Source organism: Vibrio profundum (assembly GCF_050337555.1).
GTDB classification, from domain to species: Bacteria; Pseudomonadota; Gammaproteobacteria; order Enterobacterales; family Vibrionaceae; genus Vibrio; species Vibrio profundum.
Genome location: NZ_JAKJTA010000007.1, coordinates 209,481 through 226,009, shown reverse-complemented (window position 1 = coordinate 226,009; position 16,529 = coordinate 209,481). Strand labels below are relative to the sequence as shown.

Genomic DNA, 16,529 nt, shown 5'->3' with positions numbered 1-16,529 from the left:
AATAACTTACGAAAGGCCATTTGAGAATCGTGGCGTGATCTCGATCGCTTCAGGAAGTTGATGTAGATCCCAATGTTGACAGCCCCATGTGACTAATTCTGCCACGCTGGCTTCATACATACTTTGTTCCATGTTGAAACCTAACACCTTCATTGCTCTGATTAAATCCTTTTTTGGATCGTCTAAGCTTATCGCTGTCGCATGGTTTTGTTTCGACAATTTATTGCCATTTTCATCCAAAATTAGCGGCAAGTGAAGATAGCTAACGAGGGGAGCATCGAGGGCCTGGTATAAGCTGATCTGCCTTCCTGTGGGTTCAATCAAGTCAGCGCCGCGCACTACTTCAGTGATACCTTGCTCGATATCATCAATCACAACGGCTAGATTGTAGGCATACAATCCATCTCGACGTTTGACGATAAAATCTTCTTTCGCCTGCGCTTCTGGAATCGGTATCTGGCCGTGTTTTTGATCCAGAAATGCCATCACAGGTGAGTCAACTTTTAATCTCACTGAGCATTGTTTGGGGTTGCTAGGGATTGCCTCTCGGCAGGTTCCTAGATAATAACCGCCAGAGGCTTTAATTTGTTTGCGACTGCATTGACAATAATAGGCGTGCCCAGAGGTAAGCCAGGCATCAATATGTGCTTGATAAAGGGCGTGGCGCTGGCTTTGATACGCGATCTCGCCATCCCATTCAAGTTGATAGGCTGCTAAGGTTTTGAGTATTAATGAGGCGGCACCTGGCATTTCTCTCGGCGGGTCAAGATCTTCAATTCTGACTAGCCATTGGCCTTGTTGGGATTTTGCTTGGAAGTAGCTACCGAGCGCGGCAACAAGCGATCCAAAATGTAGCGGGCCAGAAGGAGAAGGAGCAAAGCGGCCAATGTAACTCATAATTCTCTCGATGCGGTCGTCAAAATAAGCGGTCGTCAAAATAAAAAGGGAGCTTACGCTCCCTTTTTTCGTTTCGCGATTAAACTAGCCTTGTAGCTGCTTCTCTTTGATTTCTGCAAGTGTTTTGCAGTCAATACAAAGGTCTGCGGTTGGTCTAGCTTCTAAACGGCGAATACCGATTTCGACCCCACAAGATTCACAGAAGCCAAAGTCGTCTTCTTCAATCTTGGTTAGTGTTTTCTCAATTTTCTTGATCAAACGACGCTCACGGTCTCGGTTACGTAGCTCTAAGCTAAACTCTTCTTCTTGAGAAGCGCGATCGACCGGATCTGGGAAGTTGGCGGCTTCGTCCTGCATATGGTGCACAGTGCGATCGACTTCTTCCCTAAGCTGGTTGCGCCATGCGTCTAAGATTTTTGTAAAATGAGCCAGTTGCTCTGATGACATGTACTCTTCACCAGCTTGCTCTTGGTATGGCTCAACCCCTGCAATGGCTAGGATGCCTAGCGCTTTTTTCTTTGATTCTGGCATGCAGCATCTCCTACTAACACCTAGTCAACTGTCAAATCACTCGCTAATTTTAGGCGGGTATCTATAACAAAAACACGTTATAGAGGCAATTGCTAACGTATAAACTTGTTGTCACTGTGAAGAATGCAGCACTTTTAATTACTGACAAAATCAACACGTTTGACGAGCTTCATTTCCAAATGCGAAATGTGTGCCAAGTAGCACAACACTTCTACCCCTTGTTCAATAGCGAGATTCAACAAATCTGAATAACTGGCGTCTATATGGTGTGCGGCAGACACTTTTTCAATGCCTGAATGCAAAACTGTGAATAAAAGTACCGCTCTTTTGCCTTCATTCGCCATTTTTGTGAGCTCTCGCAAGTGCTTTTGCCCACGTGTGGTCACTGCATCAGGGAAAAAGCCATGCCCTGTTTGTGGGTCCGGCAGCAAGGTGACGCTTTTCACTTCAATATAGCAGTCAGGGTGTACATCGTCGCTAAGTAAAATGTCAATACGGCTATTTTCGTCGCCATATTTGACTTCGGTTTTTAATTGCTGATAGCCAGTGAGCTCCTCAATTACACCATTTTTAATGGCTTCGACGGCCAGTTGGTTGGCGCGCGCTGTATTGATGCAAATGTGGTGGTTGTGCTGGGTTTCAATAAGCTCCCAGCTATTTGGGTATTTGCGCTTGGGGTTATCGGAGGTAGAAAACCAAATTTTACTCTTTGGTTCGGCGCACCCCGTCATTGATCCAGTGTTAGCGCAGTGAATAGTGCGATTTGTGCCGTCGTTGAGCGTGACGTCGGCTAGAAAACGTTTGTAGCGCTTTATGAGAGTTGCAGACTCAAGTGGGGGATTGAAGTGCATTTCATTACTGTTTTTATGTACAATAGTTTGTCCATTTAAGCATAAGAGGCCACCCTTGTCACAACTGCCTATTGAAGCGGTACTTGCCGATCTGTTGCACGCCGTACGCCAGCAATCACAAATTATTCTGCAAGCGGCTCCCGGCGCTGGTAAGTCAACCCATTTTCCTCTGACTTTGATTAAGGAGGGGATTGTGAGTGGTAAAATTATTTTGCTTGAACCTCGGCGATTGGCGGCAAAATCGATCGCGCACTACCTTGCAAAGCAGCTTGGTGAGTCTGTCGGAGAGACTGTGGGCTATCGTATGCGCGGTGATACTCGGGTGGGTAAACATACACGGCTTGAAATCGTTACCGAAGGCGTGATGACTCGTATGCTCCAGCAAGATCCTATGTTGGATGGGGTGGGTATGCTGATTTTCGATGAGTATCACGAACGCAGTATTCATGCTGATCTTTCTCTAGCACTGGCGCTTGAAATTCAGCAGGCGTTGCGTGAAGAGCTCAAAATTGTCGTGATGTCGGCGACACTGGATGCGCAGGCGCTACAGGCGCTGATGCCTGATGCTGCTTATATTCACAGCCAAGGTCGCCAGTTTCCAGTGGAGACTCGCCACCTGCCTCTTGGACGAAATGAGTATTTAATGACGGCGCTGGTGCGCCATATTCATTCACTGGTGCGCCATGAGTCAGGGTCTATTTTGGTTTTTTTGCCATCAACGGCGATGATAAAGCAATTGGCAGAGCGGCTAGACGACGATTTGCCTTCTGTTGATGTTCGCCCTTTGTATGGTCAGTTACCACTGCTTCAGCAGCAGCGTGCGATTGCCCCCGCCCCTGATGGACGGCGAAAAGTCGTGCTGGCAACCAATATTGCTGAAACATCTCTGACCATTGAGGGTGTCAGGGTGGTACTCGACACGGGATTGGAGCGGGTGGCTAAATTCGACTTGAAAACAGGTATCACCAAATTAGAGCAAGTGAAAATAGCTCAGTCTTCGGCGCAGCAACGAACCGGGCGTGCTGGGCGTACTGAGCCGGGCGTATGTCTGCGTTTATACAGTGAGAGTCAATATTCACAACAGCCGGCAGTACCACCACCAGAGATACTGCGCGTTGATTTGGCGAATTTAGCCATGGAACTCGTTCAGTGGGGTGTCGCTGATGGCAGTGAATTGTGTTGGCTAGACGTACCACCTCAGAAAGGTCTTGAGCAGGCTAGGCAATTGCTTAGTATGCTGGGCCTATTGGATAAACAGAGCCGCTTTACAACACAAGGTTTACAGGCTTACCAACTGGGGCTTGAGCCTAGACTTGCTGCAATGCTGGTGAAATCAAGCGATGAGTTGCTTGGTTGGTATCATACGGCATTAGTCGCGGCAGCTTTACTGGAGCAACAAAATAAGCGTTCAGTTGATTTTGGACAACTACTGTCACTTTTTCTCGATCGCCGTCATCCCCAGCAGAAAATGGTACTCGACCGAATTCATCGCCTTGCCGACAAAATGCAACAAGCATTCGAGATCCGCGAGGTTTCTGCTCACTATTTACCGCTCGTTTTGAGTTTGGCCTATCCTGATAGGATCGCGCAAAAGCGCCATCAACAAGTCGGAAAGTATGTTTTGGCTAACGGGCATGGCGCTGAAGTGCGCGTGGAAGAGCCTTTATCGGATGAAGAGTATCTTATCGCGGTTGATCTGATGCGATCTTCTTCTAATGCTAGCCAAGTGCACCTCGCGGTAGCGTTGGATATGCAAACCTTACGTGCCGAACGCCCTGATTTGCTGAAAAAACAAGAAATCGTGGAGTGGAGTGAACAAAAAGGCCGCTTGCTTGCTGAGTGCCGTGAATGCATTGGTCAGTTAGTCTTATCTCGCTCGCCATTGAAAAAACCTTCTTCTGAGCAGTACCGTCAAGCTCTGTTAAATTATGTGCGAGAGAATGGCTTGGCGAGCTTGAACTGGTCGGTGAGCGCTAGCGCTCTACTATCTCGTATACGCTGCGCGATTGAATGGCTGCCAGAGCTTGAGTGGCCCGCGATGGATGAGGAGAGCCTGCTGGAGGAGTTACCTCTGTGGTTAGATCCTTATTTGAACGGTGTCACCAATTTGAGCCAATTACAGGCGGTCGTGCTGGAAGATCCGCTACTTGCTCGTATAGGCTGGGAATTACAACAAACACTGAATGAACATTTACCAGTGCATTACCTGCTACCGACAGGCAATAAAAAATCGATTCGTTACCAAGAAGGGCAGCAGCCAGTTCTGTCCGTGCGTTTGCAAGAAATGTTCGGCGAACGATGCTCGCCAACGATCGCGAGAGGAAGAAAAATCTTGCAGCTTGAACTCCTGTCTCCGGCGCAGCGCCCACTGCAAGTGACGCAAGATCTTGCCGGCTTTTGGCAAGGAGCCTACAAAGAGGTGAAAAAGGAAATGAAAGGCCGCTATCCAAAGCATGTTTGGCCAGATGATCCTGCTCAGCACCAACCGACCAGTAAAACGAAACGGCAGTTGAACCGATGACAAAAAAGGTAATGCCGAAAAAGACTCCGGCAAAAGGAAAAAGCGCCACAAAGTCTGGCGAAAAAAACAAATCTAGCGCCAAGAAGAAAGCCAAGGCGAGCAACCAAGGGCCGAGTAAAACTTGGCGTCAGCGTTTGTGGAGCGTTGGCTGGAAGCTTGCGGCTGTGGGAGTGGCGGTTCTTGTTGTCTCGGGTATTTATTTAAATAGTTTGGTGAAGCATCGATTTGATGGCCAGTTATTTGATTTGCCGACCGTGGTGTACGCCCGAATCTTGTACTTGAATCCAGGGGATAAGCTCACGATTCAAGCGATGCGTAATGAACTAAACGCATTGAATTATCGCAAAGTTCGCCACCCACGCCACCCAGGGGAATATTCCTCTTCCTCGACCAAAATAGAACTGTATCGTCGTCCATTTGATTTTTCAGACGGGCCAGAAGCCGCTCGTCATGTAATGCTGTACTTTAATAATCAGGGCCTGCAACGCATTCAATCACTAGATGAAGACGCTAACCTTGGCTATTTACGCTTAGATCCTAAAATGCTGGGTATGCTGGAGAAAAATACCGATCAGCAGCGATTATTTTTGCGTAGAGAGCAGTTTCCTGAAGTTTTGGTCGACGCTCTGCTGACCACAGAAGATCGCAATTTCTATAAGCACGAGGGAGTGTCTCCGGTTGCGATATTAAGGGCGATGGCTGCTAACATTCGAGCAGGGCATACCGTGCAGGGCGGAAGTACCTTAACCCAGCAGCTGGCGAAAAATCTCTTTTTATCTCGCGACCGGACTCTCTGGCGTAAGCTGCGCGAGGCTTATATTGCGCTGATTTTGGATTATCGCTACAGCAAAGATAGGATTCTCCAAGCTTACTTAAACGAAGTGTACTTAGGTCAAAGTGGCTCGGAAGCGATTCATGGCTTTGCGCTTGCTTCGCGCTATTACTTTGGCCATCCGATCAATGAATTACGTATTGATCAGCTTGCTATGTTGGTGGGCATGGTGAAAGGACCTTCGTATTACAATCCGGTTCGTTTCCCTGAGCGGGCTCTGCAACGGCGTGATCTAGTGCTGAAATTAATGCTAGAGCACGATATTTTGACGGTGAAGCAGTACAAGCAAGCCGTCAATCGACCACTTGACGTTCAGGCCTCTCCTCATATTGCTCAGCGCCAACCGGCTTATTTTCAGCAGTTAAAGTTAGAGCTTCGAGAGAAACTGGGGCGTCAATTCCAAGCAGAAGCGGGCATTCATGTCTTTACCTCGCTAGACCCTGTTGCTCAGCTGGATTTAGAGAAGGCAGTGGCGAGAACGGTCCCTCGTCTTGGTAAGGTCAAAAGTAAATACTTAGAAGCCGCTGGGGTAGTTGTTGATAGGCACTCTGGTGAAATTCGTGCCATGGTTGGCGGCAAGCGTGTCGGCTATGATGGGTTCAACCGAGCGCTCAACGCCAGTCGCCAAATTGGCTCTTTGGCTAAGCCTGCTGTCTACTTGACCGCTTTGCAGCAGCCCGATAAATACACCTTAGCAAGTACGCTGCACGATCAGCCGATCAGCTTGAAAGATCATAAAGGTGTGGTATGGACACCGCGTAATTTTGATCGCAAATATCGCGGTGATGTGCCGCTTTATGAGGCGTTGGCCCACTCGATAAATGTTCCGACGGTAGAGCTTGGCATGGCGCTAGGCATCGACTCGGTGGTAAAAACATTTGAAAAGTTAGGCGTCGATAAGAAAGAGATCATTGCCGTTCCTTCGATGTTTTTAGGATCGTTTAGTTTAACTCCAGTACAAGTGGCGCAGATGTACCAAACCTTGACCAATTCAGGTAAGAAAGCGCGTCTATCCGCTCTACGTTCAGTGGTCGATTTAGAGGGTAATCTGCTTTATGAATCGATTCCAAGTGTCACTCAAGCTGTGAATACTCAAGCGGCTTGGCTCACGACGTATGCGATGAAAAAAGGCGTGTTAGAAGGTACGGGGCGCTATTTAAATCAGCTATTTCCGAAGGCGGCACTGGCTGGGAAAACTGGCACCAGTAATGATACTCGAGATAGTTGGTTTGTGGGTATCGACGGCCGAGAAGTGACCACTATTTGGGTTGGTCGCGATGACAACAAACCTATCTATTTGACCGGTGCAAGCGGCGCTTTGAGGGTTTATGCCCAATACTTGAAATACCGAGTACCAGAAAAGTTGGAATTACCTTGGCCGAAAGGGATGACCACATTAGGTTATGACCACCAAGCGAATGGCGATCTGAGTTTGGACTGCTCTGCGGACTTTAAGCTGCCCGTGTGGGATGCTAACGGCACAATAAAAAAAGCTTGTCGCCAAGGTGTCACGGGGTGGCTGAAAGGTTTGTTGGATTGGTAGCTAAGGAGTACACCATCTGCATTCACAACTTCGGCATTCATGACTTTCGTATACATGACTTCCGTATGCATAGCTTCCGTGTTCATAACTGAAGAGTGGCGCCTAAATGTACGACAGGGACATATAATGCTTTCTTATTATTAACTTTGTTATCAATTCGCAGTGGATGATTTTAGGTGTCTTAAAACGTAAAAGTCAATACAGTTTAGCGTCAACTTGTTAGCTAGGTCATAGTCGCTTGATTTAATAGTGGCGCTAATTTTGCTATGCTGCGGGCACAGTTTGGCCTCTGTTTACTATCACTTCAGTGAGAGCCACGTTGTTATCCTGATGTTGAGGCAATGGATTAGAGAGCCAAGTTTCCACGGACGTTCACTCCCATATTAATAAGTAGAGGAGGAACCGCAATGAGAGGAAAAAGTCGTGCTAGAAGCCTATCGTAAACATGTTGCCGAACGCGCAGCAGAAGGGGTGGTTGCCAAACCTTTAGATTCAGAGCAAGTCGCTGGACTTGTCGAATTACTAAAATCTCCCCCTCAAGGTGAAGAAGAATACCTACTTAATTTATTAGAAAATCGTATTCCACCCGGTGTGGATGAAGCGGCTTATGTTAAAGCGGGTTTTCTAACGGCGATAACGAAAGGGACGGTTTCGTCACCTATAGTTAGCCGTGAAAAAGCGGCACAGCTTTTAGGCACCATGCAAGGTGGCTACAATATTGAGCCTTTGATTGCCTTGTTAGATGATGCCGACCTTGGTCCCATTGCTGTTAAAGCCCTATCTCATACTTTATTGATGTTCGACGCTTTCTACGATGTTGAAGAGAAAGCGAAAGCGGGCAATGCGTTTGCTAAGCAAGTGATGCAATCTTGGGCCGATGCAGAATGGTTCCTATCGAAACCTGAGTTACAAAAAAAGATCACGTTGACCGTATTTAAAGTTAGCGGTGAGACCAATACTGATGATTTGTCCCCTGCACCCGATGCATGGTCACGTCCCGACATTCCAGTACATGCGCTCGCTATGTTGAAAATCGAACGTGATGGTATTAAACCTGATCAAGCGGGGCAGATTGGTCCAATTAAGCAAATTGACGCGCTGAAAGAAAAAGGCCATCAATTAGTTTATGTTGGTGATGTCGTGGGGACGGGTTCTTCACGTAAATCAGCGACGAACTCAGTACTTTGGTTCATGGGTGATGATATACCTAATGTTCCTAACAAGCGTGCTGGCGGCTATGTCCTTGGCGGTAAAATCGCTCCTATTTTCTTCAACACCATGGAAGATGCTGGCGCGCTACCTATTGAGGTCGATGTCAGCAAGCTGAACATGGGCGACGTGATTGATGTTTACCCATTCGAAGGTAAGGTTTGCGCTCATGATAGCGGCGAAACATTGGCAACATTTGGCCTGAAAACCGATGTGCTGATTGACGAAGTACGTGCTGGTGGACGCATTCCATTGATCGTTGGTCGCGGCCTGACAGACCGTGCACGTGAAGCGCTTGGCTTAGAAGCGTCTGAGGTTTTCCGTCGCCCAGTTGCTGTGGTTGATACAGGTAAAGGCTATACGCTTGCCCAAAAGATGGTTGGTAAAGCTTGTGGCGTAACGGGAATTCGTCCGGGCACTTACTGTGAGCCGAAAATGACCACAGTGGGCTCGCAAGATACCACGGGTCCAATGACTCGAGATGAACTTAAAGATCTCGCTTGCTTGGGTTTCTCGGCTGATTTGGTGATGCAGTCTTTCTGTCATACCTCGGCATATCCTAAGCCAGTGGATGTTAACACACACCACACCCTACCTGACTTTATTATGAACCGCGCTGGTGTTTCGCTTCGTCCGGGCGATGGCGTTATCCACTCTTGGTTAAACCGCATGTTGCTACCTGATACGGTTGGTACTGGCGGTGATTCACATACTCGCTTCCCACTCGGTATCTCTTTCCCTGCGGGCTCTGGCTTAGTTGCCTTTGCTGCAGCGACGGGCGTTATGCCGTTGGATATGCCTGAGTCTATTTTGGTGCGCTTTAAAGGCGAGATGCAGCCGGGTATTACGCTGCGTGACTTGGTTCATGCAATTCCTTACTACGGAATTAAGCAAGGCTTATTAACAGTTGAGAAGTCGGGTAAGATCAATGAATTCTCTGGCCGCGTGTTGGAAATCGAAGGGGTTGAGCATCTAACCGTTGAGCAGGCCTTTGAACTTTCTGATGCGTCTGCTGAGCGCTCCGCTGCTGGTTGTACTGTGAAGCTGTCAGAACAGTCCATTGAAGAATACTTGAAGTCGAATATCACCATGTTGAAATGGATGATTGCTGAAGGTTATGGCGATCGCCGTACAATTGAGCGTCGTGTGAGCAGCATGGAGCAATGGTTGGCTAAGCCTGACTTAATGGAAGCGGATCGCGACGCAGAATATGCGCACGTTATCGAAATCGATCTGGCGGAGATTGATCAACCTATTTTATGTGCACCAAACGATCCGGATGATGCACGTCTACTGTCTGATGTGCAAGGCACTAACATCGATGAAGTGTTCATTGGTTCATGTATGACGAATATCGGCCACTTCCGGGCGGCGGGTAAACTGCTAGAGAAATTTAATGGTCAGTTAGATACTCGTCTATGGGTTGCACCGCCGACTAAGATGGATAAAGATCAGCTCACTGAAGAAGGTTACTATGGCATCTTTGGCCGTGCAGGAGTACGCATTGAAACTCCTGGCTGCTCTTTGTGTATGGGTAACCAAGCACGCGTTGCTGACAAATCCACAGTAATGTCGACCTCAACACGTAACTTTCCGAACCGCTTGGGTACAGGGGCGAATGTTTATCTTGCTTCTGCCGAGTTGTCAGCTGTGGGTGCAATCCTTGGTCGTATTCCGACGAAAGCGGAGTATCTAGAGTACGCGAAACAGATCGATGCCACGGCAGCGGATACTTACCGCTATCTGAATTTCCATCAAATGGCGGAATATACAGAGAAGGCCGATTCGGTTATTTTCCAAGAGCCGGTTTAGTTTAAAACTATTCAATTAGTTATCTAAAGCTCAAGTAGTTAATCAGAACTCCAGTAGATAATGAAAACTAAAATAGATAATGAAAACTAAAATAGTTAATTAGAACTTAAGTAGTTACCTCAAACGCCTCTTCGGAGGCGTTTTTTATTGCCTAAGGCTAAGCATTATTCATACAGACGAAGCTGTAAGAAGCGTTTATACTGTGCGCCTTTTTGGCGAAATGGGCGGCAAGCAATGGAATATGAATTTATCCGTAATACTTTGATGAGAGAGTATTATGTGAAATGCACTATGGGGCATGAAGTGTTAGCCCGATGGCTGCAAGAAGAAATAGGCAAAGACAAGGATAAGATCCAGCAGGTGATTGAGCTGATTGATTTGGCCAAACAAAACCCTGCCCGCCAATATCGTCACCTTGGAAAAGAAACTCATATATTGATTGAAGATCATGAAGTTCACACACAAGAAAACGGCTTAGATCAAGAAGTTGAACTGATCGAAGATTTTAATCTTTATGACAGTGAAAGCTCATCAGTGTGTGGCTTAATTGACTTTGAATCTTTGGTTGTTAATTGGCTTGATTTCATTTCTCAGCGCTAAATTTTATTCTTTCTTCTCCCACCTAAGCCTCCACCCTCCCCATCATAGTGAATTCTAAGAAGTTGCATCAGGATTGTGATTTTTCTGTTCCATTTTGGTGCAACTGACGGCTGTTGAACCCTTATCTTATTTAAAAACTCATTAATATTCAGTGTGTTGTATTTGTGGCACAACCTTTGGATTCTGTTTGTGAAACTGGAACGGGTGACACAAAGGGAATGTGATGAAATTGATTAATGCGATTATTAAGCCTTTTAAGTTAGATGATGTGCGTGAAGCGCTATCGGATGTCGGCATTGAAGGGATGACAGTAACCGAAGTGAAAGGGTTTGGCCGTCAAAAAGGCCACACTGAATTGTACCGCGGTGCTGAGTATCAAGTGGACTTTCTACCAAAGGTTAAACTCGAAATTGCTACACAAGCGGACAATGTCGACCAAGTGATCGAAGCCGTCACCAAGGCTGCACATACTGGAAAAATCGGCGATGGAAAAATATTTGTATACGATTTGAGCCAAGCAGTCAGAATCCGAACAGGCGAGTTAGATTCGGAAGCTTTGTAAGTATTTTAGAGTTATAGGACGAGGATGATTTAAATGGACATTGAACTAACGAAAACAGTGGTAGATTTGCGCTACGCACTGGATACATTTTTCTTTTTGATTTCAGGTGCTTTGGTTATGTGGATGGCAGCGGGATTTGCCATGCTTGAAGCGGGTTTAGTTCGCTCGAAAAATACCACCGAGATATTGACGAAGAACTTTTGCCTATACTGTATTGCTTGTATCACCTATCTAGTGGTGGGTTACAACATTATGTACGTCAATAACGCGGAAGGTGGCTGGTTGCCATCATTTGGTACGCTTATTGGCACGCAGGCGGAAGGTGCCGATCACTCGCTGTCTTCGGATTTCTTTTTCCAAGTCGTGTTCGTTGCGACAGCAATGTCCGTTGTATCGGGTGCTGTGGCTGAGCGAATGAAGCTTTGGTCTTTCTTAGTATTCTCTGTTGTGTTGACCGCCTTTATCTATCCAATAGAAGGGTATTGGACTTGGGGTGGTGGCTTCTTGTCACAAGCGGGCTTCAGCGACTTTGCGGGTTCAGGTATCGTGCATTTAGCCGGGGCAACGGCAGCTTTAGCGGGAGTTCTATTGCTTGGTGCACGTAAAGGTAAGTACGGTAAAAATGGTGAAATTTACCCAATTCCAGGGTCGAATATGCCATTGGCCACACTCGGTACCTTCATTCTTTGGTTTGGCTGGTTTGGTTTCAACGGCGGCTCCCAGCTGATGATTTCAGACTTTGAAAATGCCACCGCCGTGGGCGATATTTTCTTAAACACTAACGCAGCCGCTGCTGCAGGCGCCATCGCGGCCTTGTTTGTTTGTAAGACCACGTGGGGTAAAGCGGATTTAACCATGATCCTCAATGGTGCATTGGCCGGTCTTGTGGCAATCACTGCCGATCCATTGTCTCCGTCTCCGCTATTTGCCGTTGCGATTGGTGCGGTGTCAGGTGTGTTGGTGGTATTTAGTATTGTGCTGCTTGATAAAGTGAAAATCGACGATCCAGTAGGCGCGATTTCAGTCCATGGAGTGTGTGGTCTATTTGGCTTGATGGCAGTGCCATTGACTAACCCAGATGCCACTTTTGGTGCTCAGTTACTTGGCGCTTCGGTAATCTTTGCCTGGGTATTTGGCGCAAGCTTAGTGGTGTGGATGATTATTAAAATGACCATGGGCATCCGCGTTACTGAGGACGAAGAGCTAGAGGGCATGGACATGCATGACTGCGGTGTCGGCGCTTATCCGGAGTTCGTTTCACTGAAGTAACGATTCCACGAATACAATCTTTTATGAAGCCCACTGCAAAAAGTGGGCTTTTTTGTGAATGTTTTTTGGCGAATTTAATGATTGTACTTATACTAATAGAATTGATAAACATTCTCATTAGCATTTAAGGACGAATCCAATGCAGAAATGGCTCCTCATTTTTCTGGCAGTTACTGGCATGCTGACTAGCTCAATCACTTTTGCTGAAGAAGTGAATGTCTACAGTTATCGGCAGCCTTTTTTGGTTAAGCCAATGTTTGATAAATTCACTCAAGAGTCGGGTATAAAGGTCAACGTTAAGTTTGCCAAAAAAGGACTGGCGGAAAAGTTGATTCAAGAAGGCGAGTATAGCCCCGCGGATGTCATTTTGACGGTTGATATTAGTCGTCTTGCTGAACTGACGGATAGAAATCTCGTTCAGCCGGTTGATAGTGAGATACTCGAAATAAACATCCCCGCTCAATATCAAGACACGAAGAACCTTTGGTTTGCGCTGACGACCAGAACCCGTTCTGTTTATTCTTCCCGAGATCGGATAGGAAAGTTGGGTCAAGAGTTTCGCTATGAAGATCTCGCCAGTCCACAATTCAATGGTCGGATTTGCACTCGAAGCGGCAAGCACCCCTATAACGTCTCCTTGGTTTCAGCCATGATTGCGCACAATGGCGAGGCGGCGACGAAGAAGTGGTTGGAAGGCGTTAAGGCTAATTTGGCACGTAAACCACAAGGTAACGACCGTGCTCAAGTGAAAGCGATTAAAGAAGGGTTGTGCGACGTTTCTTTAGGGAACAGTTATTACTTGGGAAAAATGGTGAATGATGACAAGCAAAAAGTTTGGGCGGAAGCGGTATACATCAATTTCCCGAGCCAGACGACCGATGGCACTCATGTAAACATCAGTGGTATGGCATTGGCCAAGTATGCGCCGAATAAAGACAACGCGGTTAAGCTGATGGAGTTTTTATCTGGTGATCAGGCGCAAAAAATGTACGCAGAAATCAACTACGAATACCCTGTGAAGCCTAATGTGCAGCGCTCAGAGCTGGTGGCATCGTGGGGGGATTTTAAAGCGGATGGCATATCTCTCAACGAGATAGCCGCTCATCATAAAGAGGCAATTAAATTGCTCGATGAAGTGCAGTTTGACTTGTAGTCCGTTTTACCAAAAGGAGTGAATTAGTGGTATGAGCCGGATTAGCTTGCCGTGGACATTGGCCAGCGCAGGCACCTGCACCTTGTTGGTGCTGCCTATTTTGGCCATCGGTTATACTGCATTAAGTGGTGGCGACGAGGTGTTTGCACATCTATTCGCGACTGTAATGCCGACTTATATCTCTAATACTGTGTTACTGACTGCTGGTGTGATGATATTGGCAGCTGTGTTCGGCGTGCCTAGTGCTTGGTTGATTGCCAAGTGTCAATTTCCCTCCGATAAGGTATTGCAGTGGCTGCTGGTATTGCCGTTAGCCATGCCGAGTTACATTGTGGCGTATGTTTTCACCGATTGGCTAGATTTTGCAGGCCCAGTTCAAAGCGCACTTAGAGCTTGGTTTGGTTGGCAGGCAAGAGAGTATTGGTTTCCTGATATTCGCTCTCTTTATGGCGCCTGCTGGATACTGGCTTTGGTGCTATATCCTTATGTCTATCTTCTTACCCGCGCGGCATTTTTACAGCAAAGCAGCGCATTGACGCACTCTGCTCGCTTACTCAATTGTAATGCTTGGCAAACCTTCTTTCGAGTTTCTCTGCCGTTGGCACGCCCTGCGATTGCGATTAGCTTAACCCTAGTGGCGATGGAAACCGTGGGTGATTTTGGCACGGTGAGTTACTTTTCACTTAATACGCTAACGACGGCGGTCTATGATACTTGGCTAGGTTATGCCAGCTTAAGCGCCGCAGCCAAAATATCCTTACTCATGTTAATTGTGGTGATATTTTTTATTAGCGCAGAGCGATACAGTCGACGTAGGCAGAGGTTGTTTCAACCTCATATCGAAATTAGCCGCGGACAGAAAGTTCGCCTATCTGGTTGGGCGAAATGGTCAGCATTGTTGTGGTGTTGGGGGCTGGTGATATTGGCATTTTTGCTGCCCTTGATGCAACTTGCCATCTACGCCTATCACTATTTTGTTCAAAGCTGGACTGCGGAATTTCGCCAGTATGCACTCAATAGCCTGACAGTCTCAGTTGTGGCGGCAATCCTGGCCGTTTTTGTGGCACTAATCGTGAACTTTTGTCATCGGCTCCAGCCGAGTGTCGCGAGTCAGATATGGATGCGAGGCGCAGCCATGGGCTATGCAGTTCCCGGGACGGTACTGGCAATCGGTGTCATGATCCCTGTCTTGTTCGTCGATCACGTTCTCAATGATGTGGCCAAATGGATGGAGTGGCAGCGGCCGGGGTTGTTGTTGTCCGGCTCTTTATTTGCGTTGGTGTTTGCCATGGTTGTGCGTTTTTCTGCTGTGGCGATAGGCAGTGTGGAAAGTAACCTTAAACAAATACCGCCATCGCTTGATATGGCCTCAAAAACTTTGGGCTGTAACTCCAATCAGATGCTGTGGCATATTCATTGGCCACTGATTCGGCGTGGTGCCTTGATTGCATTTTTGTTGGTGTTTATCGAATCGATGAAAGAGCTCAATGCTGCATTGCTACTCCGGCCATTTAATTTTGAAACACTGGCGACCTACGTGTTTAATTACGCATCTGATGAGCAATTGGAACTTGCAGCAATGCCTGCAATGCTATTGGTGTTGGTTGGTCTTATCCCTTTAGTGCTGATCAATCGTTCTCTAGAAGGAGGGGTAAAATGACGCAATGTTTGCATATTCAGGATTTGGTTTGCGGTTACGGGCGGCAAGAAGTATTAAAGCAAGTGTCACTGGAGATTAACCATGGCGATATTGTTTGTTTACTGGGTGCCAGTGGATGTGGCAAAACCACATTATTAAAAGCGCTTGCGGGTTTGCTTCCTGCCGCGAGTGGAAAAATTACCTTACAAGGTGAAACAATCACCGATGACCAATGGCAGTTGCCCCCAGACAAGCGCCATATCGGGATGATTTTCCAAGATTACGCTTTGTTTCCTCACCTTACTGTCGCAAAAAACATTGCGTTTGGTTTGCGCCACCTAAGCAAAAGCCTGCAAGGAAACAAAGTGACAGAAATGTTAGAATTGGTTCAATTGAGCGCACTTGCCGAGCGTTATCCTCATCAACTGTCAGGCGGACAACAGCAGAGAGTTGCGATTGCTCGCTCACTGGCTAGTCAACCCGATCTATTATTGCTTGATGAGCCATTTTCTAATATCGACGCTCAAGTTCGGCACCAATTAGTGGTAGAAATGCGTCAACTATTGAAACAACAAGGTGTGACGGCCGTTTTTGTTACGCACAGTAAAGAAGAAGCGTTTGCTTTTGCCGATCAGCTAGCGGTCATGAATCAAGGGGAAATTGAGCAATATGGCCCAGCTTCGCAACTTTATCATCACCCAGCGAGTCGCTTCGTTGCCAATTTTTTGGGCGGTGGAAGTTATCTAGCGGCAACACGTATCTCGGAGCACGAATTTTCGACAGAGCTGGGTAAAGTCACGGCACGGGCACAAACCGATATTGCGATTTCAGCGCCGTGTGAAGTGCTGTTACGTCCGCAGCAGATCCAACTCAATGTACAGCACAATAGTGACATTCGTGTGATAGAACAGCAGTTCATGGGCGATCATTGTCGGTATGTGATCGATATGAAAGGCAATAAAATGCTGGCTAGTGCGTCTGAGTCATTGGGAATAGGTCAAGGCGTGTCGGTATCTCTTGCAGGCCAGCTTGCACTGGCCTTTTAGTCAACAGAGCTAACAGTCAACAGAGTTAAGAGTTAAGAGTTAAGAGTTAAGAGCCAACAGAGCT

The 16,529-nt window shown here is 47.0% G+C and carries 12 protein-coding genes; 9 read left to right on the top strand and 3 right to left on the bottom strand.

The window, feature by feature from the left end; all coding sequences use genetic code 11:
- Positions 1–6: 6 nt before the first annotated feature.
- The 3 genes from gluQRS to sfsA all read right to left on the bottom strand — a co-directional run bounded on the left by gluQRS (position 7) and on the right by sfsA (position 2,279).
- Positions 7–897: a tRNA glutamyl-Q(34) synthetase GluQRS gene (gene gluQRS / locus L4C34_RS08545; RefSeq protein WP_428788916.1), complete on the bottom strand. Its 891-nt coding sequence runs from the start codon at positions 895–897 to the stop codon at positions 7–9.
- Positions 898–981: 84 nt separating this feature from the next.
- On the bottom strand, positions 982–1,428 hold the full coding sequence (dksA, locus tag L4C34_RS08540) for an RNA polymerase-binding protein DksA (RefSeq protein WP_428788915.1): 447 nt from the start codon (positions 1,426–1,428) through the stop codon (positions 982–984).
- Positions 1,429–1,562: 134 nt separating this feature from the next.
- A complete protein-coding gene (gene sfsA, locus L4C34_RS08535) occupies positions 1,563–2,279 on the bottom strand; it encodes a DNA/RNA nuclease SfsA (protein ID WP_428788914.1) in 717 nt (238 codons plus the stop codon).
- Between the two features lie 22 nt (positions 2,280–2,301).
- Between sfsA and hrpB the strand changes: the two genes are divergently transcribed.
- The 9 genes from hrpB to L4C34_RS08490 all read left to right on the top strand — a co-directional run bounded on the left by hrpB (position 2,302) and on the right by L4C34_RS08490 (position 16,465).
- The gene (gene hrpB / locus L4C34_RS08530) at positions 2,302–4,800 is read left to right on the top strand and encodes an ATP-dependent helicase HrpB (RefSeq protein WP_428788967.1); all 2,499 of its coding nucleotides are present in this window, start codon (positions 2,302–2,304) and stop codon (positions 4,798–4,800) included.
- The gene (gene mrcB, locus L4C34_RS08525) at positions 4,797–7,175 is read left to right on the top strand and encodes a penicillin-binding protein 1B (protein WP_428788913.1); all 2,379 of its coding nucleotides are present in this window, start codon (positions 4,797–4,799) and stop codon (positions 7,173–7,175) included. Before hrpB ends, mrcB begins: the two co-directional genes overlap by 4 nt.
- 423 nt (positions 7,176–7,598) lie before the next feature.
- The gene (gene acnB, locus L4C34_RS08520; RefSeq protein ID WP_428788912.1) at positions 7,599–10,196 is read left to right on the top strand and encodes a bifunctional aconitate hydratase 2/2-methylisocitrate dehydratase; all 2,598 of its coding nucleotides are present in this window, start codon (positions 7,599–7,601) and stop codon (positions 10,194–10,196) included.
- Between the two features lie 234 nt (positions 10,197–10,430).
- Complete coding sequence (locus L4C34_RS08515; RefSeq protein WP_428788911.1) at positions 10,431–10,796, top strand: YacL family protein; 366 nt, start codon at positions 10,431–10,433, stop codon at positions 10,794–10,796.
- Positions 10,797–11,019: 223 nt separating this feature from the next.
- Positions 11,020–11,358 (top strand): P-II family nitrogen regulator, encoded by a 339-nt coding sequence (gene glnK / locus L4C34_RS08510; RefSeq protein WP_428788910.1) that lies wholly within the window; start codon positions 11,020–11,022, stop codon positions 11,356–11,358.
- Between the two features lie 39 nt (positions 11,359–11,397).
- Positions 11,398–12,627 carry an ammonium transporter gene (locus tag L4C34_RS08505; RefSeq protein ID WP_428788966.1) on the top strand — a complete coding sequence of 410 codons (1,230 nt, stop codon included), beginning with the start codon at positions 11,398–11,400 and terminating at the stop codon, positions 12,625–12,627.
- A 139-nt stretch (positions 12,628–12,766) separates the two neighbouring features.
- Positions 12,767–13,780 carry a Fe(3+) ABC transporter substrate-binding protein gene (locus L4C34_RS08500; RefSeq protein WP_428788909.1) on the top strand — a complete coding sequence of 338 codons (1,014 nt, stop codon included), beginning with the start codon at positions 12,767–12,769 and terminating at the stop codon, positions 13,778–13,780.
- Positions 13,781–13,811: 31 nt separating this feature from the next.
- Positions 13,812–15,440 carry an ABC transporter permease gene (locus tag L4C34_RS08495; protein ID WP_428788908.1) on the top strand — a complete coding sequence of 543 codons (1,629 nt, stop codon included), beginning with the start codon at positions 13,812–13,814 and terminating at the stop codon, positions 15,438–15,440.
- Positions 15,437–16,465, top strand: a complete 1,029-nt coding sequence (locus L4C34_RS08490; protein ID WP_428788907.1) for an ABC transporter ATP-binding protein — start codon at positions 15,437–15,439, stop codon at positions 16,463–16,465. The genes L4C34_RS08495 and L4C34_RS08490 overlap by 4 nt, the downstream gene beginning before the upstream one ends.
- The last annotated feature ends 64 nt before the right edge of the window (positions 16,466–16,529 follow it).

Bases quoted from the DNA above. Each gene is read 5' to 3' on its own strand.
- gluQRS (WP_428788916.1), bottom strand. From the start codon at position 897: ATGAGTTACATTGGCCGCTTTGCTCCTTCTCCTTCTGGCCCGCTACAT.
- dksA (WP_428788915.1), bottom strand. From the start codon at position 1,428: ATGCCAGAATCAAAGAAAAAAGCGCTAGGCATCCTAGCCATTGCAGGG.
- sfsA (WP_428788914.1), bottom strand. From the start codon at position 2,279: ATGCACTTCAATCCCCCACTTGAGTCTGCAACTCTCATAAAGCGCTAC.
- mrcB (WP_428788913.1), top strand. From the start codon at position 4,797: ATGACAAAAAAGGTAATGCCGAAAAAGACTCCGGCAAAAGGAAAAAGC.
- L4C34_RS08515 (WP_428788911.1), top strand. From the start codon at position 10,431: ATGGAATATGAATTTATCCGTAATACTTTGATGAGAGAGTATTATGTG.
- glnK (WP_428788910.1), top strand. From the start codon at position 11,020: ATGAAATTGATTAATGCGATTATTAAGCCTTTTAAGTTAGATGATGTG.
- L4C34_RS08500 (WP_428788909.1), top strand. From the start codon at position 12,767: ATGCAGAAATGGCTCCTCATTTTTCTGGCAGTTACTGGCATGCTGACT.
- L4C34_RS08495 (WP_428788908.1), top strand. From the start codon at position 13,812: ATGAGCCGGATTAGCTTGCCGTGGACATTGGCCAGCGCAGGCACCTGC.
- L4C34_RS08490 (WP_428788907.1), top strand. From the start codon at position 15,437: ATGACGCAATGTTTGCATATTCAGGATTTGGTTTGCGGTTACGGGCGG.